This is a genomic window from Nocardia alba NBRC 108234, from assembly GCF_001612665.1.
Lineage (GTDB): Bacteria > Actinomycetota > Actinomycetes > Mycobacteriales > Mycobacteriaceae > Nocardia > Nocardia alba.
In genome coordinates, this window is record NZ_BDAX01000036.1 from 20,351 (window position 1) to 42,823 (window position 22,473).

Below are 22,473 nucleotides of genomic sequence, written 5' to 3' on the forward strand. Positions count from 1 at the left end.
GTAGGCACCATGGACAACACGCGCACACTCGAGCGCCAGCGTCACCTACCCACCGGGAGCGACCCGGGCGTCCGGACCTGGCTGCGCACCGCAGGTGAGTTCGCCAGGAGCCCCGAGGGCCATGCGGCCCTGATGGGTTTCTTCGGCGCCATGATGATCACCTTCGGCGGCTTCGGCGCGGGAGCCGTGCGCAAGCGCGATCCGCTCCTTGAGGCGCTGCACCTGTCGTGGCTGCGGTTCGGCCACGGCTATGTGCTGTCGACGATCGCGATCTGGATCGGCGTGCTGCTGATGATCACGGCGTGGGTACGACTCGGTCGCACCACCCTCGGCAAGGGCGACTCGATGGTCACGCTGAACGAGTTGCGCGCGATCGTCGGAATCTGGATCACGCCACTGCTGTTCGCGGCGCCGATGTTCAGCCGCGACTCCTACTCCTACCTCGCCCAGGGCGCGCTGCTGCGTGACGGTTTCGACCCCTACCAGGTGGGTCCCGTCGCCAATCCCGGTGTGCTGCTGGACAACGTGAGCCCGGTCTGGACCACCACCACCGCGCCCTACGGCCCCGTGTTCTTGCTGATGGGCCGCGCGATCACCTCGCTCACCGGCGACAATGTCATCGCCGGAACCATCGCGCTGCGCGTGGTCATGCTGCCCGGTCTGGCGCTGATGATGTGGGCGGTGCCGTACCTGACCAAGCACCTGGGCGGAAAGCCGACGGTCGCGCTGTGGCTCGCCGTGCTCAACCCGCTGGTGCTGGTGCACCTGATCGGTGGCGTGCACAACGAGATGCTGATGGTCGGGCTGATGTGCGCGGGCGTCGCGCTCGTGCTCGAACGTCATCATGTGGCGGGCATCGTGGTGGTCGCTATCGGCGTCGCGATCAAGGCGACGGCGGGCGTAGCGCTGCCGTTCCTGGTGTGGATCTGGATTCTGCACGAGAAGGAACGCCGAGCCGCCGAGCGTCGGGCCGCACTGGATTCCGACACCGCGCTCACCGAGGAACAGAAGCACCCCGACGCCGCCAGGCCATCGGCGGATATGCCGCACCCGCTGTTCGTCTTCGCCAAGATCGCCGGCATCGGTGTCGGCGTGTTCGCGCTGGTGTTCGGCGCGGCGTCGGTGATCGCGGGGGTCGGCTTCGGCTGGGTCACCGCGCTGCAGGGCTCCAACAAGATCATCAACTGGCTGTCGCTGCCGACGCTGCTCGCGCACATGGTCACCTGGGTGACCCCACTCGCGTTCGACTCCGTGCTGGATGTGACCCGCCTGCTGTGCCAGATCGCCATGGTCGCGTTGCTCGTCGCGACCTGGTGGCGGTTCCGGCACAGTGAGCGCGAGGCCGTGATGGGCATCATCATCGCGTTCGTCGCGATCGTGCTGCTCTCCCCCGCCGCGCTGCCCTGGTACTACTCGTGGCCGCTCGCGCTGGCCGCCGGGTTCGCGATGTCGACCCGCACCCTGATGTGGCTGGTCGGCATCTGCACGTGGCTGATGCTGGTGTTCCAGCCCGACGGTTCGATCGGGCTCTACAACTTCTGGCACGTCGCGCTGGCGACCTTCGCCGCCGTGGTCGCGGCGCTGTCGCTGCGCACCGTCGATCCGCTGCATCTGCGTTCGGCCAGCTCGAAGGCCGCTGCCCCGGAATCGGCGCCGCCAGTTCGAGCATGAGCCCTCGCGCGCTCCGACTCGGCATCGTGAACGTGCCCGGCCGGCCGCTGACCGGCGATCTGGACGCGGCCTACGCGAGTTGCCGACGCATCGCCGCCGAGCACGGACGCACCTACTACCTGGCCACCACGCTGCTCTCGCCGCACCGTCGACAAGCGGTACACGCGCTGTACGCGTTCGCGCGGATGGTCGATGACATCGTCGATCACGCCGACAATCCCACCCGCGTCCTCGACCCACTCGACAGCACCCGTCGCGGTCTCGCTCCAGCCCACCGCAGCACCGTCGTCGGCCGTCGCGCCCCGGCCCGGCGCACCGAAACCCCGCGTGTCCAGCGGCCCGCACCGAGCGAACCCGAGCCCGCCCAGCACCTCGACATCGTCGAGAAGCAACTACGGCTTGCCCTCGACCACCGCGACATCGACACCACCGACACCCGCCGTCGCCAGATCATCACCGCGGCCGCGGACACCATCACCCGCTACGACATCGCGCACACCCACATCCAGACATTCCTCGACGCCATGCGCATGGATATCCCCGGTACGGCCACCCACCGCACCCGCTACGCCACGATGGGCGAGCTGCGCGAGTATATGTGGGGGTCCGCCGCGGCCATCGGCCTGCAACTGCTGCCGGTTCTGGGCACCGTAGTCCCCGTCGCCGAAGCCGAACCGGCGGCCGCCGCGCTCGGCGAAGCCTTCCAGCTCACCAATTTCCTGCGCGATGTCGCCGAAGACCTCGACCGCGACCGCGTCTACCTGCCCACCGACGAACTCCGCGCATTCGGCGTAGACGAACCCCACCTGCGCGCCTGCCATCAGCGCGGCCACACCGACGCGCCCCTGCGACGCGCGCTGGCCCACCTGATCGCCGTCAACCGCGACATCTACCGGCGAGCAGTGCCCGGCATCGCCCTGCTCGCCCCCCGGGTCCGACCGGCGATAGCCACCGCGGCCACCCTTTACGCCGAGATCCTCGACCGCATCGAAGCAGCCGACTACCAGGTCTTCACCAGTCGCGCCACGGTCCCCCACCGGCGCCGAATCCTGGTCGCCGCCAAAGGCTTGACCACCCCCACCGGCCGCCTCTGATCGCCCGTCTCGTATCACGCAGTCGCGACCCGAAATACCGAGCACTTCGCAGGTTCCGGTGCCGCCCTGGTGAACCCGTTCGATCCGTTCCGACGATCAGAAGGGTTCGGCGTGCGCGCGGCGGACCACCTCGCGGGCCAACTGCCCGTGCAGGGCGTCCACGGGGCGACCGGGCAGGGAGGGGTCCTCGGTGTAGAGCCAGCCGAGGATGTCCTCATCGGTGTACTTGGCGTCGCGCATGACGGTGATCACGCCGGGCAGCATGCGGACGATCTCGTCCTCGGCGTCGAAGAAGCGGGAGGGAATGCCTGCCACGCCGTCGCGGCGGATCGCGAGGAGCTGATGGTCACGCAGCAACTGGTGCACCGAGGTGACCGGGACGCCGAGTATGTCGGCCGCCTCGGGAAGCGAGACGATGGTTTCGGTGTCGGGCAGCACGTCGCTGCTGCAGGGGAAGGCACTCACCCGAACAACGGTAGTACGTGTCGGCGCGCAGGCATCGCCTGGCATGCCCACATCACCCGGTTACCATCGTGGTGGCCGCACCCGGCGGCCGGTTGAATGCCGGAGGACACCACTTGATCGGCCAGATGCTGGAAGGGCGCTATCGCATCGACGCGCCGATCGCGCGCGGCGGGATGTCGATGGTCTTCCGTGGGACCGACACCCGGCTCGATCGCCCCGTGGCGATCAAGGTGATGGACCCGAAGTTCGCCGGTGACCCGCAGTTCCTCAGCCGTTTCGAGTTCGAGGCGCGCGCGGTGGCCAAGCTCAAGCATTCTTCCCTGGTCGCGGTGTACGACCAGGGCGTCGACGGCGAATACCCGTTCCTGATCATGGAGCTCGTCGAGGGCGGCACGCTGCGTGAGCTGCTGCGCGAACGTGGGCCGATGCCGCCACACGCCGTGCGGGCCGTGGCCGAGCCGGTACTGCGCGCGATCGGCACCGCCCACGACGCCGGCCTGGTCCATCGCGACGTGAAGCCGGAGAACGTGCTGATCTCCGACGCGGGTGAGGTGAAGATCGCCGACTTCGGCCTGGTCCGCGCCGTGGCCGCGGCCAATACCACCTCCGCGAGCGTCATCCTCGGCACCGCCGCCTACCTCTCCCCCGAGCAGGTCACCACCGGCACCGCCGATGCCCGCAGCGACGTGTACTCCTTCGGCGTCCTTATCTTCGAACTGCTCACCGGTCGGGTGCCGTTCACCGGCGACCACTCGCTGTCGGTGGCCTACCAGCGGGTCGAGAACGATGTGCCGGCGCCGAGCAACTTCATCGGTGGCGTGCCGCCCCAATTCGACGCGTTGGTCGCCAAGGCCACCTCCCGCGACCCCGCGCGGCGCTTCGCCGACGCCAACGAGATGGCGGCGACCCTGCAGTCGATCGCGATGGAACTGAAGCTGCCGCCCTACCGGGTACCCGCACCGCAGGATTCGGCCGAACATCTCAGCGAGAGCTACCGGACCGGCGCCGCGCATCACCCCGGCGAGCGCCCGGTGACCCCGCCTCCGGTGGCCGCGCACGCTTCCCACGCACCCGAACCGCAGCACACCAGGGTGGTGACCGCGCCGCGCCCACGCCCGCAGGAGTACCCGCCCGCCGCGAGCGCGTTCGGTGGCAACGACAATCATGCGCGCCGAACAGGTTTGGTGTGGGTGGGCATCGTCGCCACCCTGACCCTGCTGGTCGGCATCGGCGGCTGGTGGCTCGGTGTCGGCCGTTACGCCGCGGTGCCGCCGATCGCGGGCATGAGTTCCGAGCGGGCCGTCGCGGTCCTGCAGGAGGCCGGTTTCGAGACGGCATTACGGCAGAAGGCCTCCGACACGGTCCCGGTGGGCGGAGTCGTCGGATCCGACCCGTCGGCAGGCTCGCGGGTCACCAAGAGTTCCACCGTCGCGGTGCTGATCTCCAACGGCAAGCCGCGGGTGCCCGATATCAAGCCCGGCGACCAGCTCGCCGCGACCAACCAGGCGATCCGCGACGCCGGCTTGCAACCGATCGACAGCGGCGAGGCCGCCAGTACCGCGCCGAAGGGCTCACTGGCCAAGGTGGAGCCCGCACCGGGCACGATCCTGCCGATGGGCGCGCAGGTGAAGGTGTACCGCAGCAAGGGTTCTCAGCCGGTGAACGTGCCCGATGTGCGAGGCAAGACCACCGAGGAAGCGGCCAGCGCGCTGACTACCGCGGGCCTGGTCGTTCGCGAAACGCGCGTGCAGTTCGACAAGAATGTGGAAGGCGACAAAGCGGTGGCGACCGAGCCCGCCGTCGGCACCACCCTGCAATCGGGCGATACCGTGACCCTGATCGTGTCGAACGCGGTGAAGGTCCCCAACGTGATGGGTCAGACCGTGGGCAATGCCCGGTCCAAACTGCAACAGCTCGGCCTGCGGGTGGAAGTCAAGTCCCTCACCGATTCCGACAGTTCGCTGGTGATCGGCCAGGTGCCGGGTTTCGGCTCGAATGTGGAGGCAGGCAGCGTCGTCACGCTCACCGCACTGCCTTGAAGGGGCAAGGATCCCGAGAAGGACAAGGAAAAACCCGGCCGCGGCCCCCGCTGACCACACTGACCACCACCCCGCCGCCAACCACACAACCAGCCCCGAACGACCCGACCTCGAGGAGGGTCCGCCGCGCAGCGGCGGTTCGCGGCCGTCCCGACGATCAGGTGCCGTTGCGCACGCGACGAAGGAGCAAGCAACGGCACCTGATCGTCGGGACCGCAGGGGCCGCGAACTCGAGCGCGCCAGCGCTCCAAATCAACGCAGCATCTCCGCGACCAGGAAGGACAGTTCGAGGGACTGCTGGGTGTTCAGGCGGGGGTCGCAGGCGGTTTCGTAGCGGCCGCCCAGGTCGAGATCGGAGATGTCCTGGGCGCCGCCGAGGCACTCGGTGACGTTCTCGCCGGTCAACTCGATGTGCAGGCCGCCGGGGTGGGTGCCGAGGGCGTGGTGCACCTCGAAGAAGCCCTGGACCTCGTCGACGATGCGGTCGAAGTGGCGGGTCTTGAAACCGGTGGACGACTCGTGGGTGTTGCCGTGCATCGGGTCGCACTGCCAGATGACCTGGTGGCCGGTGGCCTGCACCTTCTCGATGATCGGGGGCAGCACATCGCGCACCTTGCCGTTGCCCATGCGAGCGACCAGGGTGAGCCGACCGGGCTCGTTGTTCGGGTCGAGCCGCTCGACGTACTCCACGGCCAGGTCCGGGGTGGTGGTCGGCCCGATCTTGAGGCCGATCGGGTTCGCGAGAAGTTCGGCCAGCGCGATGTGGGCGCCGTCGAGCTGACGGGTGCGCTCGCCGATCCACAGGAAGTGCGCGGACAGGTCGTAGAGCAGCGGTTCGCCGGTCTCGGACTCGCTCAGCCGCAGCATCGCGCGCTCATAGTCGAGGACGAGCGCCTCGTGCGAGGCGTAGATGCGCGCGGTCTTCAGACTCGGGTCGTTGACCTGGCAGGCGGCCATGAAGCGCAGGCCGCGGTCGATCTCCTCGGCGAGGGTCTCGTAGCGTGCGCCCGCGGGCGACTGGGCCACGAAATCGCGATTCCAGTCGTGCAGGCGGTGCAGGTCGGCGGTGCCCGCGCTGGTCAGCGCGCGCACCAGGTTCATCGCGGCGCTGGCGTTGGCGTAGGCGCGCACCAGGCGTGACGGGTCGTGGCGGCGCACAGCCTCGTCGGCGACGAGCGAGTTCACCATGTCGCCGCGGTAGGACTTCAGGCCGAGCGCGTCGGTGTCGGACGAGCGCGGCTTGGCGTACTGGCCCGCGATGCGCGCCACCTTCACCACCGGCATGCTCGCGCCGTAGGTGAGCACCACCGCCATCTGCAGCAGCGTGCGGATATTGCCGCGGATGTGGGGTTCGGTGTTGTCGGCGAAGGTCTCGGCGCAGTCACCGCCCTGCATGAGGAAGGCCTCGCCGCGCGCAACGGCGGCCAGCTGCGCCTTGAGGTCTTCCACCTCGGCCGGCAGGCAGATCGGTGGCACGCTCTCGAGCACGGTGCGCATGGTGGCGGCCTCGTCGGCATCCCACGACGGCTGCTGCAGGGCCGGGCGGGCCAGCGCGGCGTCGAGGCGACCGCGCAGCTCGTCGGGCAGCGGCGGCAGTTCCGGCAGGCGGTCAATGGGTACGTCGACGGTCCAGGTCACCAGTCAACAATACGACCCATCGCGTCGCATTCCGCGTTCGGTCGACACAAATCGCGCCGATCACGGTCGTCACCGCGTTTCGGCCGGAGGCCGCGGGGGTGTCCTGGTCGTGGCGCATCCGGCACCTGCTGAGCGCGTCGGCGCTGCGCCTACAATCCAGGACGGAACTTGATAGCGGGCGAACCGTTGCGATGCCCCCGGTCCTCGCATGAGCCGAGGCGGATCCTCACGAGAAGGCAGGATACTTGCGATATTTCTACGACTCGGAATTCGTGGAGAACGGGGTGACGATCGACCTGATCTCGATCGGCGTCGTCTGCGAGGACGGGCGCGAATACTATGCCGTCTCCACCGAATTCGATGCGACGAAGGCCGGGCCGTGGGTGCGCAAGCACGTGCTGCCGAAACTGCCGACCGCCGGGTCGCCGCTGTATCGCACCAGGGAACAGATTCGCGACGACCTGTTCAAGTTCTTCCTCCCCCGGCCCAGCGTGCAGCCGGAGCTGTGGGCGTGGGTCGGCGCGTACGACCATGTGGCGCTGTGCCAACTGTGGGGTGATATGACCGCGCTGCCCAAGGCCATGCCGCGCTACACCAACGAACTGCGCCAGCACTGGACTGTCAACGGCAGCCCCGCCCTGCCGCCCATCCCCGACGACGCGCACGACGCCCTCGCCGACGCCCGCCACAACCTGGCCAAGTTCGAGGCCATCGAGACGTACCGGCGTACCCCGCGCCTGTAGGACACAGCGAAGGCCCCGAGTCGAATTCGACTCGGGGCCTTCGTGCTTCGTGCCGTCGGTCAGTGACCGGACGGTTTGCCGCTGTTCGCGATCGCCTGCTGCTCGGCGAGCACAGCGAGCATCCGGTGCTCCTCCTGCTCCTCGATCTCGACCCAGGAATCGCCCTCGGCCTTGGGGTCGGCCCGCAGGAAGCTACCGGTGCCGGGCTTGCCCGCCGAACCCAGCTTGTTCATCTTCTTGGGCACCGGAGCGCCCTGGTACTCCAGCGGGATGGCGTGGCCGTGGTCGTCGACCCCGCCCAGCGGCTGGTGCACCTCGATGTACTCGCCGTGCGGCAGACGCTTGATCACGCCGGTCTCGATGCCGTGCTCGAGCACCGCCCGGTCACTGCGCTGCAAACCGATGCAGAACCGGTAGGTCACGAAGTACGCGATCGGCGGCAGCAACAGCAGACCGATACGACCGAACCAGGTGGTCGCGTTCAGCGAGATATCGAACTTCAGCGCGATGATGTCGTTGACACACGAGAGCGTGAGCACCACGTAGAACGCGATGGACATGGCGCCGATCGCGGTACGCACCGGCACGTCGCGCGGACGCTGGAGCAGGTTGTGATGCGCCGAGGTGTCGTTGGTGAGGCGCTTCTCGATCCACGGGTAGGCCACCAGCAGCGTGAACACCAGACCCATGATGAGCGCGACCCAGAACGCCGCCGGGATCGTGTATCGACCCAGGTAGAGCTCCCACGGCGGCATCAGACGCGCCATACCGTCGGTCCACATCATGTAGAAGTCGGGCTGTGAACCCGCCGACACCTGGGACGGGTTGTACGGACCCAGGTTCCAGATCGGGTTGATCTGCAGGACACCACCCATGATGCCGACGATGCCGAGGGTGAACGCGAAGAACGCGCCCTGATCGGCGGCGAACACCGGGATGATGCGCGCGCCGACGACGTTGTGCTCGGTGCGGGCCGGTCCGGGGAACTGGGTGTGCTTCTGGTACCAGACCAGCGCCACGTGCGCGCCGATCAGCGCCAGGATGATGCCGGGCAGCAGCAGCACGTGCGCGATGTAGAGGCGCGGGATGATGATGTCGCCGGGGAAGTCGCCGCCGAACATCAGCCAGTGCAGCCAGGTACCGACGACCGGGACACCGATGGTGATACCCGAGAACGCGGCGCGCAGACCGGTACCGGAGAGCAGATCGTCGGGCAGCGAGTAGCCGAAGAAACCTTCGAACATCGCCAGGATCAGCAGCAGCGAGCCGATCACCCAGTTCGCCTCACGCGGCTTGCGGAACGCGCCGGTGAAGAAGATGCGGAACAGGTGGATGATGATCGACGCCGCGAACAGCAGGGCCGCCCAGTGGTGGATCTGCCGGACGAACAGACCGCCGCGCACCTCGAAGGAGATGTTCAGCGCGGTCTCGTAGGCCCGCGACATGCCGACGCCGCGCAGCGGCTGGTAGGCGCCGTCGTAGACCACGTGGGTCATCGACGGGTCGAAGAACAGCGTCAGGTACACACCCGACAGCAGCAGGATGATGAACGCGTAGAGCGCGATCTCACCCAGCAGGAACGACCAGTGGGTCGGGAAGACCTTGTTGATCGACCGCTTGACGAACGCTGCGGCGCGATACCGCTCGTCCATCTCGTTTACCTGGCTCATGAACGACGCTCCCAGAAGGCCGGGCCGAGCGGCTCGATGAAGTCGCCCGCGGCGACCAGGAAGCCCTCGGAGTTGACGGTGATCGGCAGCTGAGGCAGTGCGCGAGCGGCAGGACCGAAGACCGGCTTGGCCCACTCGGTCGCGAGGAACTGCGACTGGTGGCACGGGCACAGGATCCGGTTGGTCTGCTGCTCGAACAGCGAGGTGGGGCAGCCGAGGTGGGTGCAGATCTTCGAGTAGGCGAAGTAGTCGCCGAAGTTGAAGCTCTCCTGGCCCTTGCGCTTGATCGCCTTCTCGGCGTCCGCGGTGCGCAGCCGGATCATCATGACGGCGTTGCGGATACCGCGCAGCGACTGGAGGGTGGCGTGCTCATCGCCGCGCCACTTCTCTTTCCACGGGAACACGGTCTCCATCGAGCCGGCGTCCAGGTCTTCCGGACGCACCAGCACGATGTCGTTGGGGCGACCCGTATCGCGGCGGATGTAGACGGTCTCGCCCGGGTAGTCCGGGGTCCAGCCCGAGACCCACAGCGGCGACTTGTCGCGCTTGGCCCACGGGTTCTTCACCATGCCGCCGACGAACACCAGCAGCGCGCCGATACCGAGCACACCGACACCGGCGCCGGCCGTACCGAGCATCATCTTGCGACGACCGAGCGTGGAGGTGTCGAGCGCGTCCTGCAGCTCGGCCGCCAGGGTACGACGCTCGACCTCGTCCGACGGGCCGTCGTGGCGCTGCTGGATGGAGATCTCGGCGGGGATGAACCGCTTGCGGATCAGCACGACCGCGATACCGATGACCAGCACCGAGATGCCGAAGGTGAGGCCGACGAGCGGGGTGAACAGCGAGTAGGCGCTGTGGCCCTCCTCGGCGTAGCCCTTCCATTCCCACGGCCAGAACAGGAAGACACCGATGAGCGCGGCGGCGGCGAGACCGGAGACGGCGAACCAGAACGTGACCGCACGTTCAGCGCGCTTCTCGGCCCTGGTGCCGGGCACGGGCCACCGCTCGTTGCGGTAGACGACATCGACGTCGTCGCGACCGGTGCCGAGCGCTACCAGCTCGTCACGCGACATCGCGTCCAGTTCGTCTTCGGTGGGTTCGCGACCCATGTCGCTGTGCTCCTGTCCACTCATGGCTGCATCCAATTCGTCATGCTCGGGCGCGCCGCGTGGTTACGCTGCGCTGCCGCCTCCGCGCGCTGACCGATCATGTGCGCGATCCGATCCACATCGCGGCGCCGACCACGGCGGTGATGCCGATGACCCACATCGCCAAACCCTCGGTCGCCGGACCGAACCCACCGAGATCCCAGCCGCCGGGCGACTTCTCCTCGGCGGAGTTCTTGACGTAGGCGACGATGTCGCGCTTCTCCTCCGAGGTCAGCTGCCGGTCGGAGAACTTGGGCATGTTCTGCGGGCCGGTGACCATGGCCTGGTAGATCTGCTGCTCGCTGGCCTCGGCCAGCGGCGGCGCGAACTTGCCGCCGGAGAGCGCGCCACCGCGACCGGTGAAGTTGTGGCAGGAGGCGCAGTTCATGCGGAACAGCTCCGAGCCACGGGCGATATCGTCGCCGCGCAGCGACTCCTGGGCGATCTCGCCGTTGGCGTCACGGATCACCGAGGGGCCACCGCCGTTGGCGGCGACGTACGCGCCGATCGCGTCGGTCTGGTGCGCGTCGAACTTCTCCGGCTTGCGCAGGGCCTGCGCGCCGTTCATGGCCATCGGCATACGACCGGAGGAAACCTGGAAGTACACCGCGGCCTCGCCGACGCCGATCAGGCTCGGACCACGGTCGGCGACGCCCTGCAGGTTCGCACCGTGGCACGTGATGCACGACGTGTCGTACAGCTGCTTGCCCTCGCGGATGAGCGCGGACTGGTCTTCGTGCGCGGTCGCGACCTGCGCCTGCGGGGTGAGCGCGGTAGCCAGGAAGCCGGCTCCGACCAAGCCGATCATCAGCGCGAGCGCACCCGCGATGCGACGACGGGCACGGCGCTGCTTGCGCGCCTTTGCGGCCTGAGCGGCCTGCCCGGTGCCGGGGCCTGCGGGCTCTTGGGCCGACGGGGGAGATGAACTCATCTGTGTCCCTTTGGAGTAGACGGAACCGACTTGTGCAAAAGCTGTGTGCGCCGCGCGCTAACGGACGAAGTAGATCGTGGCGAACAGCCCGATCCAGACGATGTCGACGAAGTGCCAGTAGTACGACACCACGATCGCGGCGGTGGCCTGGGCGGGCGTGAACTTGCTCAGCGTGGTGCGGATGAGCAGGAACACGAACGCGATGAGACCGCCGATCACGTGCAGACCGTGGAAGCCCGTGGTGATGTAGAAAACCGAGCCGTACGAGCTGCCGGCGATCGAAGTTCCCTCCTCCACCAGGTGGTAGTACTCGTAGCCCTGCCCGGCGACGAAGAACGCGCCCATCAGCAGGGTGATCGAGTACCAGCGACGAAGGCCGAACACGTCGCCCTTCTCCGCGGCGAACACACCCATCTGGCAGGTGAACGAGGAGGCGATCAGCACGGCCGTCACCGGAATCGCGAGCTTCATGTTCAGCTCGGTCGGCTCCGGGGGCCAGTGCCCGTGCGCCTGCGCGCGAGCAACGAAATACATGGCGAACAGGCCGGCGAAGAACATCAGCTCGCTCGACAGCCAGATGATGGTTCCGACGCTGACCATGTTGGGCCGGTTCAGCGAATGCACACGCTGAGTAATGGCCGATCCTGGGGTGCCTACTGCGGTCGTCACGGGGTAAGTATGACTCTTCGTAGTACGACACATGTACCCGGGTACGAAAGTTTGTGGCCCGAGTCGGAAAACCCACGCACAGAGGGGGTCTACCGCCTCCGTCGGCGTGTTGGCGACGATCGCGCGACAACTCATTGTGACAGCGTTGGATGTGGATAGGCTGAGACGAGGAGGCGACGATGGTCGTGGTGCGGATGTGGCGGCGGCTGTTCGGTGGGCCGGCGCGGGAGTTGGACCCCGAACGTGACGATCTCGTCGTGGTCGCGTCGAGTTTCGACGATGTCGAGGCTTGTTCGACCGCGCTGGATCGGGCGAGCGAGCTGGATCGGGAGGCCGACGCGGTGTTGCGCCACCATCTTCGGCTGCCCGCCGAGCAGATCGAGGCCGCGTGCGAGATCGCCGGATACGACGGATACGCGCGTGCCGAGACCGCTGCCGCGGCCGAGGACCTGGTTCCGGTCCTCCTGCAGCGGGTGCAACGACTCGACCCACTGACCTGCTCGCAGGAACGCTCGCGGATGGCCGGGCTGGCCCAGCGCCACGACGGCATCGCCGACGGTTGGGACGCGCTGCAACCCCCGCGCGCCACCCCGTAAACTTCGCCCGACGGCGCAAAAGGCTTTGCGCCGCCTCCGCGTGCCCGATCTACTGTGGCGCAACGGCGTCGTCGAAGGAGAAGCAGAGCAGATGAGCGTGCGCAGCTGGGCCCAGGTGCTCGGAACCCTCGCCGACGGTGGCGACCTGGCCGCGGACGACACCACCTGGGTGATCGACGAGATCTTCACCGACAACGCCACCGCGGCCCAGATCGCGGCGTTCGGCGTCGCCATGAAGATCAAGGGCCCCACCCCGACCGAACTGGCCGGCATGGTGGCCGGGATGCTCGGGCGCGCGCGGCTGGTCCACATCGATGGCGACGCGGTCGATGTCGTCGGCACGGGCGGCGACCGATCGGGCTCGGTGAACATCTCGACCATGTCGGCGGTGGTCGTGGCCTCGGCCGGGGTGCCCGTGGTCAAGCACGGGAACCGGGCGGCCTCATCGAAGGCCGGTGGCGCCGACGTGCTCGAAGCGCTCGGGGTGAAGCTCGCACTCGGACCCGAGTCGGTGGCCCGGTCGGTGCGTGAGGCGGGAATCGGGTTCTGTTTCGCGCCGCTGTTCCACTCGGGGCTGCGTTTCGCCGGGGCCGCGCGCAAGGAGATCGGCATCCCGACCGTGTTCAACGTGCTGGGGCCGCTGACCAATCCGGCGCAGCCGGGCGCCGGGCTGATCGGGTGCGCGTTCGCCGATCTCGCGCCGGTGATCGCGGGCGTCTTCGCGGCGCGCGGGGCCAGTGCGCTGGTGGTGCGTGGGCGCGACGGGCTCGACGAGATCACCACGTCGGACCGCACCGATGTGTGGGTGGTCAGCGGTGGGCGGATCCGTCAGACGGTGATCGATCCGACGCGGCTCGGCATCGCGCTGGTGGATCTGGACGAGCTGCGCGGCGGCGACGCCGAGGTCAACGCCCGGGTCGCGCGCGAGGTGTTCGCGGGGACGCCGGGGCCCGTTCGGGACGCGGTGCTGCTGAACTCGGCCGCGGCGATCGTGGCCTATGACCTGTCTCGCGGAATCGGCGATGTCGACTCCGATCTCGACGCCGCGCTGTCGCGCGGACTCGAGCGGGCCGCCGCCGCTGTGGACAGCGGGGCGGCGGCGAAGCTGCTGCAGAACTGGGCGGCGCTCACCCAGGTGCTCGACGAGAACTGACAGCGCCTACTCCCCCAGCGAGAATCCGGCTTCCACGTCGGCGCTGGAATAGGACTTGAACGCGATATGGGTGGTGGTGCGGACCACGCCGTCCACCTTGTCGATGCCCGAGGTGACCACCTCGGCGATCTGCGCGTGGTCGCGGACCCGCACGATCGCGATCAGGTCCACGTCACCGGCGCAGGAGTACACCTCGGCGACTCCTGCGGTGTCGGCGAGGGCCTGCGCGGTCTCGGGGATGCGAGAGTTCTGCGCCTGGATCATCACGATCGCGGTAATCATGGGATCACTCTAGAACTTCGGGCCGTTCGGTGGCCGCTTTGAATCGTCGCATCAGGTCATAGCTCTTCACCCCTGGCGCGGTTTCCAGCGAACTGGACACGTCGACGCCGAAGGGTCGATGCCGCTCGATGACCTCGGCGACGTTGTCCGGGTCGAGGCCACCCGCCAGCACCACCCGACCCGGTTGCGCGCGAACCCAATCGGGGAATTCCTCGAAGACCCCGGAGCCCACGCTGGCGTCATAGAAGAAATATTCGCTGGTCTGCCCTGGTTCCGGCGGGTTCGAGGAGCAGAAGGCCAGGTTCGGCAGGTCGGTCCACCGGTAGAGCTGCACGACGTCGAACGCGTCCGACACCGCGGCGACCTCGCTCACCTCGAGCGCGACGGCGAAGGTGGTGATGCGGCCGCGGGCGTAGTCGGCGAGCGCGCGCGCCTGGTCGGGGGTGCGGTAGCGCTTGCTCTTCGTCGTCGTCATGACGCCGATCGCGGTGTAGCCGAGCTCGATCGCCCAGTCGATCTGCTCCTCGGTGGTCAGACCGCACACCTTCACGAACATCGGCCGCCGCTCCTTACTCTCCGCGCCCCGCCACGGTGTGCGGAGTCGAAGTCCATGATCCAGGACGGACTCCGCCGCGGTACCGCCAGCTGCCGTGCGACCGGAAAACCTGCCAGGGCCACGGCGACCCGCCAGCTCCAACTGCCCGCAGCGACCTGCTGTCACCGCTGCGCCAGATATTGCTCCTGGGCGCTCCTGGTGGTCGCGGCTGTGCGCGCGAGCTGCGCCCAGCCCACCCAACGCCCCGCCCCGTGCAGCGGTTCGCGGTAGCCCTCGCTGGTCCGCACGATCCGGGCGCCGGGTGTGGCGAGCCATCGGGCGATAACGCCCACCTCCTCGGGGGGTGCGCCGCGCAGTGGTGGCATGTCGTCCTCGTGTTCGACAACCGATGTGTCGGCGACGATGGCGGCGGGCATGGTGTTCGCGGCGGCAGGCGTGGCATTCGAGGCGGCGGGCGTGGCGATGACAGGAGCCACGGCGGACTCGACGGCCGGCGTGCCGGGCGGGCGGGTCGAGCCGCGTGCCGCCGCCGCGCCGAGATCGGGGATCACGGTTTCGGCCGCGGCGACGATGTGGTCGACCACCACCATGGGCGGGGTGCCGCGGGAGGCGGTGCCTGCGGCGGCGAGGCGGCCGTAGCGGATGACGGAGAATTCCCAACCGCCCGCGCCGTCGGGCAGGGCGACGATCAGTTCGGCGAGGCGAGCCAGGGCAGCGAGACGCTGGGTGCGGTACAGCTTGACGACGACGGCGGCAGTGCGGTCGCGCAGGCGGGCGGCGGCTTCGAAATGGTGCGCGGCCGAATGGGTTTCGATGCGATCGACCATCGCTGCCAGCAGCGTGTCGGCGCGGCCGGCGAACAGGTCGCGAACCGCCTCGACGGCCGGGGCGTAGGCCACCGCGTCGAGGTCGCCGTCGTGGCGTGCGGCGGGACAGCCGCCGACCACCGCGGGCGGGCAGGCGTGTCTCGCGGTGCGGGTGAGCCTGGTGGCGCAGGTGCGCGTTCCGGCGAATTCGGCGATCGTCGCTGCCACGTCGACCGCATCGATCCGAGAAGTGAACGGCCCCAACGCGGTTCGGGTGGGGGTGCGCACCGCGATCAGCCGAGGGAAGGCCTCCTCACTCAGCGTGAGCCACCAACCACGTCGCGGGAACTTCGAGCGACGGTTGTACGGCGGCGCGTGCGCGGCGAGCAACCGTAACTCGCGCACCCCGGCTTCCAGACCGTGCGCGCACACCACGTGGTCGACCCGAATCGCCAGTGCCACCATCTCTTTCATCCGGCCACGGGTCTCCGAGCCGGTGAAGTAATTGCGCACGCGCCGACGCAGATTCACCGCCGTCCCTATATAGAGGACTTCCTCGGAGGGTCCGCGGAAGAGATAGACGCCGGGAGCGGCGGGCAGATCGGTCGCGAAGGTGCGCTTGGCGCGCTGGGTTCCGGTGACGCCGGGCAGATAGTCGAGCAGCTCGGTCAGGCTGTGCACGCCCTGATTGCCGACCCGACCGATCAACGCGTGCAGTACGTCCACGGTGGCGCGGGCGTCGTCGAGCGCGCGGTGCGTCGGTGTCGTCGACGCGCCGAGGATCTGCGCGAGCACACCGAGCCGGGCCGACGGGGCCTCGTCGCGGGTGAGCACCCGCCGCGCCAGCTTCACGGTGCACAGCACCTGCGGACCGGGCCACGCGATGTCCTGGCGGGCGGCGGCCGCTTTGAGGAACGCGGTGTCGAAGCGCGCGTTGTGCGCCACCAGCACCGCCCCGGCGGCGAACTCGAGGAACGCGGGCAGCACCTGCTCGATCCGTGGCGCCTCGTACACCATCGCCGTGGTGATTCCGGTGATCGCCACGATGGCGGGCGGTATCGCGTACCCCGGATTCACCAGGGTGGCGAACTCCCCCAGCACCTCGCCCCCGCGCACCTTCACCGCCCCGATCTCGGTGATCGCGTCCCGATCAGCGCTGGTCCCGGTCGTTTCGAGATCGACGACTACGAAAGTGGTGGCATACAGCGGGGTATCGAGCTCATCGAAGGCCAACTGCCGGGCGGCGGCTGGGAGCGCAACGGGATCGGGCACGGCGAGCAGCGTAGGACGGGGGTCCGACAAGCCCACCCCGTCTAAGCCGACCTACCCGCACCGCCACAGTGTCTCTCCCACGATGCGGGCGCGTGGGCTGATACCACCCGGCGGCCCATCCCGCGACTCGACACAATGCGGGGCCGTGATCTCCGAAGCCCGCGATTCGGCGCGAAACTTTCGTTCCGGTCCGAACAGAATGCCAAGATCAAACTGAATTGTGACTGGGCTCACATATTTTTCGTGTTCACATCAATTCACCAGATTTCAACAGGTAATCAGCCTTACCGGTCTGTGCGCGTCGTAGCTTACGGCGCGCCGCCCGCGAGGCAGTCTGCTATCCGAGCAGGCACGGCCCGCCTCGAACGGTCCCGAGCTGCCGGTTTGCCGATTCCGAGGCTGAAAAGCGCCGCGCGCAGGCTATTGGCGACGCGCCGGTAGCACTCAGAAATCTCGGTCGACGCGACCAGGCGTTATCGTTTCGTGATCGGATGTGACTCAGATCGCACACATTCTTCGGTGATATCCGCCGAATACGCCTTTGGACCGATGTCCGACTTTACAAACCCCCGTGATGTCTTCGTAACCTTTTTGAGACCTCACGGAGTCCCGCTGACCGGAAACGGCCGACGAGACGAAGCCCGCCGCGTCATACGGACACGGCGTCGTGGGGCAGATTGGAAGTTCCGCATCATGGCGAACAACACCGTCAAGCGTCAGGCGCAGCGTGCCGTTGCCGTCGGAGCCGTCGGCGCTGCCACCATCGGCGCGTTCCTCCTGCCCGCCGCCCCGGCATCGGCCACGCCGGTGACCGTGCCCGGCATCGGCACTTTCGAGGTACCGAACGAGATTCCGCTGCCCCAGGGCGTCCCCGGCATCGAGATCCCGGCCGCGCCGCAGGTTTTCACCGCGCCGCGCGCCACCGCCGCCGACATCGCCCTCGATGCCGCACTGAGCAAGATCGGCTCGCCCTACGTCTACGGCGCCGCGGGCCCGAACGCCTTCGACTGCTCGGGTCTGGTCCAGTGGGCCTACGCCCAGGCCGGCATGAGCATTCCGCGCACCAGCGACGCCCAGCTGGGTGCGGGCGCCCCGATCTCGATCGATGACCTGCAGCCCGGCGACATGGTGTCGTTCTACGGTGGCGGCCACTCGGGCCTGTACGCCGGCGACGGCAATGTCGTGCACGCCTCCACCGCGGGCACCCCGGTCCAGATCGCGTCGCTGTCGTCGATGCCGTTCGCAGGCGCTCGCCGCTTCTGAGCGGTCGGGCTCGGTGCGTCGTTCGCGGGGAAGGGCGCACCGGAGGCCGCGGGATGTCTCGGGCAGACGCGCCGTCCACCGGGTTGGGCGGCGCACGTACCTTTACTGGACACGCATGCCCACGGTTCCGTAACCTGATCGAGATCTTCTCGGCTGACGAGGAGATCGCGCTCGGGTAAAGCGCTGGATCGGCGGACAACGAGAGAACGGGGCACGGGGCACTGTGACTGCACACCACCGGAATTCGCACGCCACGCGTGGTTTCGCCGGAACCCTGTCCGCCGCGATCCTGGTGTGCGCGATCTACACCGCCGGCCCCTCCGGCGCCGACCCCGTGGCCCTACCGACCACCGCGACCGACGCGATCTCACAGATGGTCGCGCTCTCGCGCCTGTCAGAACAGCTCAACCAGCTCGCCCTCGCCGCGCAGGACGATCTCGACGCCAAGCTCGCGCTGCAACGCGAAGCCGACGACAAGGTCGCCGCCACCTCCGCGGTCGTCGAGGCCGCCCGCGCGGAAGTGCGCAGGTTCCAGCCGATGATCGACCGCACTGCCGTGGCCGCCTACACCGGCGTGCGCACCAACAGCATGTTCGCCGTGCTGTCGAGCGGTTCACCCCAGCAGTTGCTGGACAAGATGTCGACGCTGGACGTGCTCGCCCAGCAGACCGCCGATACGGTGCGCCAGTTCAAGCAGGCCGCCGACGCCGCCACCGCGGCCGACACCGTCGCTCGCACCGCCGCCGAGACCGCGCACGCCGCGACCACCGCCGCCAACGCGGTGCGTGCCGATGTGGAACGCAAACGCCAGGATCTCGCCGCGTCGACCACCTCCGTGGTCGAGGCGTGGAGCCAACTCTCGGCCCGCGACAAGTCGACCCTGGCGGGTTCGCCGTTCCCCCCCGGCTTCGACCGTGATTCGCTGCTCGCGGGGCTGGTCCCCGGCAGCGGTACCAGCGCACTGGCCGCCGCCCTCACCCGCGTCGGCGATCCGTATGTCTGGGGCGCCACCGGGCCCGATCAATTCGACTGCTCCGGTCTCGTGCAGTGGGCGTTCAAGCAGGTCGGCAAGAACGTGCCGCGCACCAGTTCGCAGCAGGCGGGCTACGGCACGCCGGTGTCCAAGGACGAACTCCTGCCCGGCGACGTGATCCTGTTCTATCCCGACATCACCCACGTCGGTATCTACGCCGGCAACGGAATGATGGTGCACGCCTCCACCTTCGGTGTGCCGGTCGCTGTCGCACCGATCAACACCACTCCGTACCACTCGGCCCGGCGATACTGACGGTGACCGATCCGTCTGCCCGCTCGGGCCTGCGTTCGTGGCTCTCGTCGAACGGCCGCCTGGAATTCTGTATCACGCTCGTCTCGGTGACGCTGCTGACCGGGGCGTGCGTAGCCCTGACCCTGATGCCGCGCAACGCGGGTCCGCTACAGCCGGCCACCGACGAGGCCGAAGTCCTCAATACCTCGGCAGGCGTCGATGATCCACGCCTGAGTCCCGTGCGCCGTGAGCTGCAACCCTACGGCCCGATCCTGGTCCGTACCGTCACCGACGGCGCCGCGGCCGAGGCGTTGCTGGTGGCCCACCCCAGCCATAGCACCGACCTCGATGTCCTCGAACAGCAACTGGGCCGAGCCATTTCGGATGTGAGCGCGGTGTGGGGCACCGACTGGAATCGCGCGCCCGTGGTGGTCGTGGCGAGCACTCCGGCCGAATTCACCGCGCTCACCAGGTCCGCGGGCGCCACCGGCACCGACGTGGCCGCCGTATCGCTCACCGGGTCCTACACCCCGGGCACCCAGCCCAGCGACCAGCGCATCGTGTTCAACCCCGACGCCCGCAGGCGAGTCGGCGATGCGGGCCTGGCCACCCTGCTGCGCCACGAACTCACCCACCTGGCCACCAGAGCCGACACCACCGACGGCGCGCCGCTGTGGATGTTGGAGGGCTTCGCGGAGTATGTCGCTCAGCGCGATCAGCGGACCACTTTCTCCCAGATCGCGCCTACGCTCACCACCCGGTTGCGGGCCGGCGCCCTGCCCACCGCACTCGTCAGCGATCCCGATTTCACCGGGGTCGACGCGGCCTACGCCTACGAGAGCGCGTGGAGCGCCTGCGCGTTCCTCGCCGACCGCTACGGCATCACCGCCCTCACCACGTTGTACCAGCGCCTGGCCACCGGACCGCAGTCCCCCGCGACCGAGGACGCGGCGTTCACCGCGGTGCTCGGTGCCACGCGCGGCGAGGTGCTGGACGGGTGGCGGGCCTGGTTACGCGGCCGCATCGCATGACGGGCGCGGGCGCAGGTACGCCCGACCGTGTCCGCCCACCCCTCAGCCGACCGATTAGGTTGTTCTCTCATGGCCCGAACTCTGCTGGTTACCAACGATTTCCCGCCTCGGCCGGGCGGAATCCAGTCGTATCTGCAGGCGCTGTCGAATCAGCTGCCGCCCGAGGACCTGGTGGTGTACGCCCCACGCTGGCGCGGTGACAGCCACCAGAAGTTCGACGCCGCGCAGAAGTTCGCGGTGGTGCGTCATCCGACGACACTGATGCTGCCGACCCCCGCGGTTATCAAGCGGGCGAGCAAGCTGCTGCGCGAACACGACTGCGACACCGTATGGTTCGGCGCGGCCGCGCCCCTGGCGGCGATGGCGCCGATGCTGCGGCGCGCGGGCGCGCAACGCATTCTGGCCAGTACGCACGGCCACGAGGTCGGCTGGTCGATGCTGCCCGGTTCGCGCCAGGTGCTGCGGTCGATCGGCGAGCACACCGATGTGGTGACCTATGTCAGCAAGTACACCCGGGGCCGTTTCGCCTCGGCCTTCGGTCCGCGCGCGGCGCTCGAGCATCTGCCGCCGGGCGTCGACCCCACCGAGTTCCGACCCGACCCGACCGCGCGGGAAGAATTGCGCGCCCGCTACGGCCTCGGCGAGCGCCCGACGGTGCTGTGCCTGTCGCGGCTGGTCCCGCGCAAGGGCCAGGACATGTTGATCGTGGCGATGAGCGAGATCCGCGAGCGCGTCGACGGCGCGGTGCTGGTGATCGCCGGCGGTGGGCCGTACGAGACCCGCCTGCGCGCGTTGGCCGAGACGCTCGGAGTGCAGGACAGTGTGGTGTTCACCGGGCGGGTGCCCTCGGGCGAGCTGGCCGCCCACCACACGATCGCCGACGTGTTCGCGATGCCGTGCCGCACGCGCGGGGCCGGCCTCGATGTCGAGGGACTCGGGATCGTCTTCCTCGAGGCGTCGGCGACCGGGGTCCCGGTCGTGGCAGGCGATTCCGGCGGCGCCCCCGAGACGGTGCGCGAGGGCGAGACCGGCATCGTGGTGCACGGCCGGTCGGTCTCGCAGATCAGCGATGCCCTCGTCGAGCTGCTCACCGACCGGGACAAGGCGGCCGCGATGGGCGCCGCGGGCCGGGCTTGGGTGGAGCGGAACTGGCATTGGGACCGTCAGGGCGCCCGCCTGCGAGAACTGCTGCGGTGACACCGTGGCCGGGCCCGCTGTGGCGTCCACTACGCTCAGCCGGGTGAGCAGCATCCAGGTCGCAGATCAGACCTTCCTCGCCGCACCCGGCACCGCGATCGCCGAGGTGCTGAGCGCCGCGAACAACTGGCGCCGTTGGTGGCCCGACCTGCGCCTGGACGTGCGCGAGGATCGCGGCGACAAAGGCATCCGCTGGACGGTGGCAGGCGCGCTGACCGGCACCATGGAGGTATGGCTGGAGGCCGTGCCCGAGGGCGCGATCCTGCACTACTTCCTGCATGCCGAGCCCACCGCGGCCGCGTCGAAGTCGGTGCGCGAGCTGGCCGCGGCCAATCGGGCCCGTCGGGTGGCGGGTCGCGACATGGCCTTCGAACTCAAAGCACGACTGGAGGCCGGTCGCCCCGCGGGCGTCGCGCCCGCGGCTACCGCCGCCCGCTGATGCGCGTTACCGAGAACCGCCGCACCTGCCGTCGATAGACCGAGAATCGCGGCCTCGGCCGCCGGAGACACAGAAAGAGGCTTGGCTGCCATGGCCGACCGGACTCAGAGATCGATTCTCATCGACGCACCGGCGCAGCAGGTGATGTCCGTCATCGCGGATCTGGAGTCCTATCCCGAGTGGGTGGCCGCCGCGAAGTCGGTCGAGGTGATCGAGCGGGACGGCGAGGGCCGTGCCGCCACCGCCCGATTCGTGCTCGACGCGGGCGTCGTGAAGGACACCTATGTGCTGTCCTACACCTGGCGCGCCGACGGCAGGGCCGTGAGCTGGCGCCTGCTCAGCGGTGACCTGCAGAAGGCCCAGGACGGCAGCTACGAACTGCTGGATCGGCCCGGCGGCGGCACCGAGGTGGTCTACGAGCTCACCGTGGACCTGAACATCCCGATGATCGGCATGTTCAAACGCAAGGCCGAGAAAGTCATCACCGACACCGCGCTCAACGAGCTCAAGAAGCGGGTCGAAGGCTGAGCGCCCCGGGCG

The 22,473-nt window shown here is 68.6% G+C and carries 21 protein-coding genes; 12 read left to right on the forward strand and 9 right to left on the reverse strand.

The window, feature by feature from the left end; all coding sequences use genetic code 11:
• Positions 1-9: 9 nt before the first annotated feature.
• Positions 10-1,671, forward strand: coding sequence for an alpha-(1->6)-mannopyranosyltransferase A (locus NA12_RS29785; RefSeq protein WP_067458995.1), 1,662 nt, complete (start codon positions 10-12; stop codon positions 1,669-1,671).
• Entirely contained in the window at positions 1,668-2,765 is a 1,098-nt protein-coding gene (locus NA12_RS29790) for a phytoene/squalene synthase family protein (protein WP_067458997.1), read from the forward strand. The genes NA12_RS29785 and NA12_RS29790 overlap by 4 nt, the downstream gene beginning before the upstream one ends.
• A 96-nt stretch (positions 2,766-2,861) precedes the next feature.
• Here the strand turns inward: NA12_RS29790 and NA12_RS29795 are convergent, their stop codons facing one another.
• The gene (locus NA12_RS29795) at positions 2,862-3,230 is read right to left on the reverse strand and encodes an Rv2175c family DNA-binding protein (protein WP_067459000.1); all 369 of its coding nucleotides are present in this window, start codon (positions 3,228-3,230) and stop codon (positions 2,862-2,864) included.
• A gap of 125 nt (positions 3,231-3,355) precedes the next feature.
• Between NA12_RS29795 and pknB the strand changes: the two genes are divergently transcribed.
• Entirely contained in the window at positions 3,356-5,269 is a 1,914-nt protein-coding gene (gene pknB, locus NA12_RS29800; RefSeq protein WP_067459136.1) for a Stk1 family PASTA domain-containing Ser/Thr kinase, read from the forward strand.
• Between the two features lie 252 nt (positions 5,270-5,521).
• On the opposite strand, the gene NA12_RS29805 is transcribed toward pknB, so the two are convergent.
• Positions 5,522-6,907, reverse strand: coding sequence for a class II 3-deoxy-7-phosphoheptulonate synthase (locus NA12_RS29805; protein ID WP_067459003.1), 1,386 nt, complete (start codon positions 6,905-6,907; stop codon positions 5,522-5,524).
• Positions 6,908-7,152: 245 nt separating this feature from the next.
• Between NA12_RS29805 and NA12_RS29810 the strand changes: the two genes are divergently transcribed.
• Positions 7,153-7,650 carry a polyadenylate-specific 3'-exoribonuclease AS gene (locus tag NA12_RS29810; RefSeq protein WP_067459006.1) on the forward strand — a complete coding sequence of 166 codons (498 nt, stop codon included), beginning with the start codon at positions 7,153-7,155 and terminating at the stop codon, positions 7,648-7,650.
• A 59-nt stretch (positions 7,651-7,709) separates the two neighbouring features.
• Here the strand turns inward: NA12_RS29810 and qcrB are convergent, their stop codons facing one another.
• From qcrB to ctaE, 4 genes are all read right to left on the reverse strand, one after another.
• Positions 7,710-9,320 (reverse strand): cytochrome bc1 complex cytochrome b subunit, encoded by a 1,611-nt coding sequence (gene qcrB / locus NA12_RS29815; RefSeq protein WP_067459009.1) that lies wholly within the window; start codon positions 9,318-9,320, stop codon positions 7,710-7,712.
• Positions 9,317-10,456 (reverse strand): cytochrome bc1 complex Rieske iron-sulfur subunit, encoded by a 1,140-nt coding sequence (qcrA, locus tag NA12_RS29820; protein WP_067459012.1) that lies wholly within the window; start codon positions 10,454-10,456, stop codon positions 9,317-9,319. Before qcrA ends, qcrB begins: the two co-directional genes overlap by 4 nt.
• A 73-nt stretch (positions 10,457-10,529) precedes the next feature.
• The gene (qcrC, locus tag NA12_RS29825; RefSeq protein WP_165914875.1) at positions 10,530-11,402 is read right to left on the reverse strand and encodes a cytochrome bc1 complex diheme cytochrome c subunit; all 873 of its coding nucleotides are present in this window, start codon (positions 11,400-11,402) and stop codon (positions 10,530-10,532) included.
• 57 nt (positions 11,403-11,459) lie between these two features.
• Positions 11,460-12,071, reverse strand: a complete 612-nt coding sequence (gene ctaE / locus NA12_RS29830; protein WP_067459019.1) for an aa3-type cytochrome oxidase subunit III — start codon at positions 12,069-12,071, stop codon at positions 11,460-11,462.
• A 179-nt stretch (positions 12,072-12,250) separates the two neighbouring features.
• Here ctaE and NA12_RS29835 point away from each other — a divergent pair, with 179 nt between their 5' ends.
• A complete protein-coding gene (locus NA12_RS29835) occupies positions 12,251-12,667 on the forward strand; it encodes a hypothetical protein (protein ID WP_067459022.1) in 417 nt (138 codons plus the stop codon).
• Between the two features lie 91 nt (positions 12,668-12,758).
• Positions 12,759-13,820, forward strand: a complete 1,062-nt coding sequence (trpD, locus tag NA12_RS29840) for an anthranilate phosphoribosyltransferase (RefSeq protein WP_067459025.1) — start codon at positions 12,759-12,761, stop codon at positions 13,818-13,820.
• Between the two features lie 6 nt (positions 13,821-13,826).
• Here trpD and NA12_RS29845 read toward each other — a convergent pair whose 3' ends face one another.
• The 3 genes from NA12_RS29845 to NA12_RS29855 all read right to left on the reverse strand — a co-directional run bounded on the left by NA12_RS29845 (position 13,827) and on the right by NA12_RS29855 (position 16,736).
• Complete coding sequence (locus tag NA12_RS29845; RefSeq protein ID WP_067459028.1) at positions 13,827-14,102, reverse strand: Lrp/AsnC family transcriptional regulator; 276 nt, start codon at positions 14,100-14,102, stop codon at positions 13,827-13,829.
• Between the two features lie 4 nt (positions 14,103-14,106).
• Positions 14,107-14,658 (reverse strand): phosphoribosylanthranilate isomerase, encoded by a 552-nt coding sequence (locus tag NA12_RS29850; RefSeq protein ID WP_067459030.1) that lies wholly within the window; start codon positions 14,656-14,658, stop codon positions 14,107-14,109.
• 161 nt (positions 14,659-14,819) lie between these two features.
• A complete protein-coding gene (locus tag NA12_RS29855; protein WP_084473214.1) occupies positions 14,820-16,736 on the reverse strand; it encodes a DEDD exonuclease domain-containing protein in 1,917 nt (638 codons plus the stop codon).
• A 693-nt stretch (positions 16,737-17,429) separates the two neighbouring features.
• Here NA12_RS29855 and NA12_RS29860 point away from each other — a divergent pair.
• The 6 genes from NA12_RS29860 (at position 17,430) to NA12_RS29885 (ending at position 22,461) form a co-directional block, all read left to right on the forward strand.
• Positions 17,430-17,999: a C40 family peptidase gene (locus NA12_RS29860; protein ID WP_067459031.1), complete on the forward strand. Its 570-nt coding sequence runs from the start codon at positions 17,430-17,432 to the stop codon at positions 17,997-17,999.
• A gap of 223 nt (positions 18,000-18,222) precedes the next feature.
• Positions 18,223-19,287 (forward strand): NlpC/P60 family protein, encoded by a 1,065-nt coding sequence (locus NA12_RS29865; RefSeq protein WP_084473215.1) that lies wholly within the window; start codon positions 18,223-18,225, stop codon positions 19,285-19,287.
• Positions 19,288-19,289: 2 nt separating this feature from the next.
• Positions 19,290-20,297, forward strand: coding sequence for a peptidase MA family metallohydrolase (locus NA12_RS29870; RefSeq protein WP_067459033.1), 1,008 nt, complete (start codon positions 19,290-19,292; stop codon positions 20,295-20,297).
• A gap of 69 nt (positions 20,298-20,366) precedes the next feature.
• Positions 20,367-21,494: a glycosyltransferase family 4 protein gene (locus NA12_RS29875; protein ID WP_067459035.1), complete on the forward strand. Its 1,128-nt coding sequence runs from the start codon at positions 20,367-20,369 to the stop codon at positions 21,492-21,494.
• A 43-nt stretch (positions 21,495-21,537) separates the two neighbouring features.
• Entirely contained in the window at positions 21,538-21,933 is a 396-nt protein-coding gene (locus NA12_RS29880) for a polyketide cyclase / dehydrase and lipid transport (RefSeq protein ID WP_067459037.1), read from the forward strand.
• Between the two features lie 90 nt (positions 21,934-22,023).
• Positions 22,024-22,461 (forward strand): SRPBCC family protein, encoded by a 438-nt coding sequence (locus NA12_RS29885; protein ID WP_067459039.1) that lies wholly within the window; start codon positions 22,024-22,026, stop codon positions 22,459-22,461.
• Positions 22,462-22,473 lie beyond the last annotated feature (12 nt).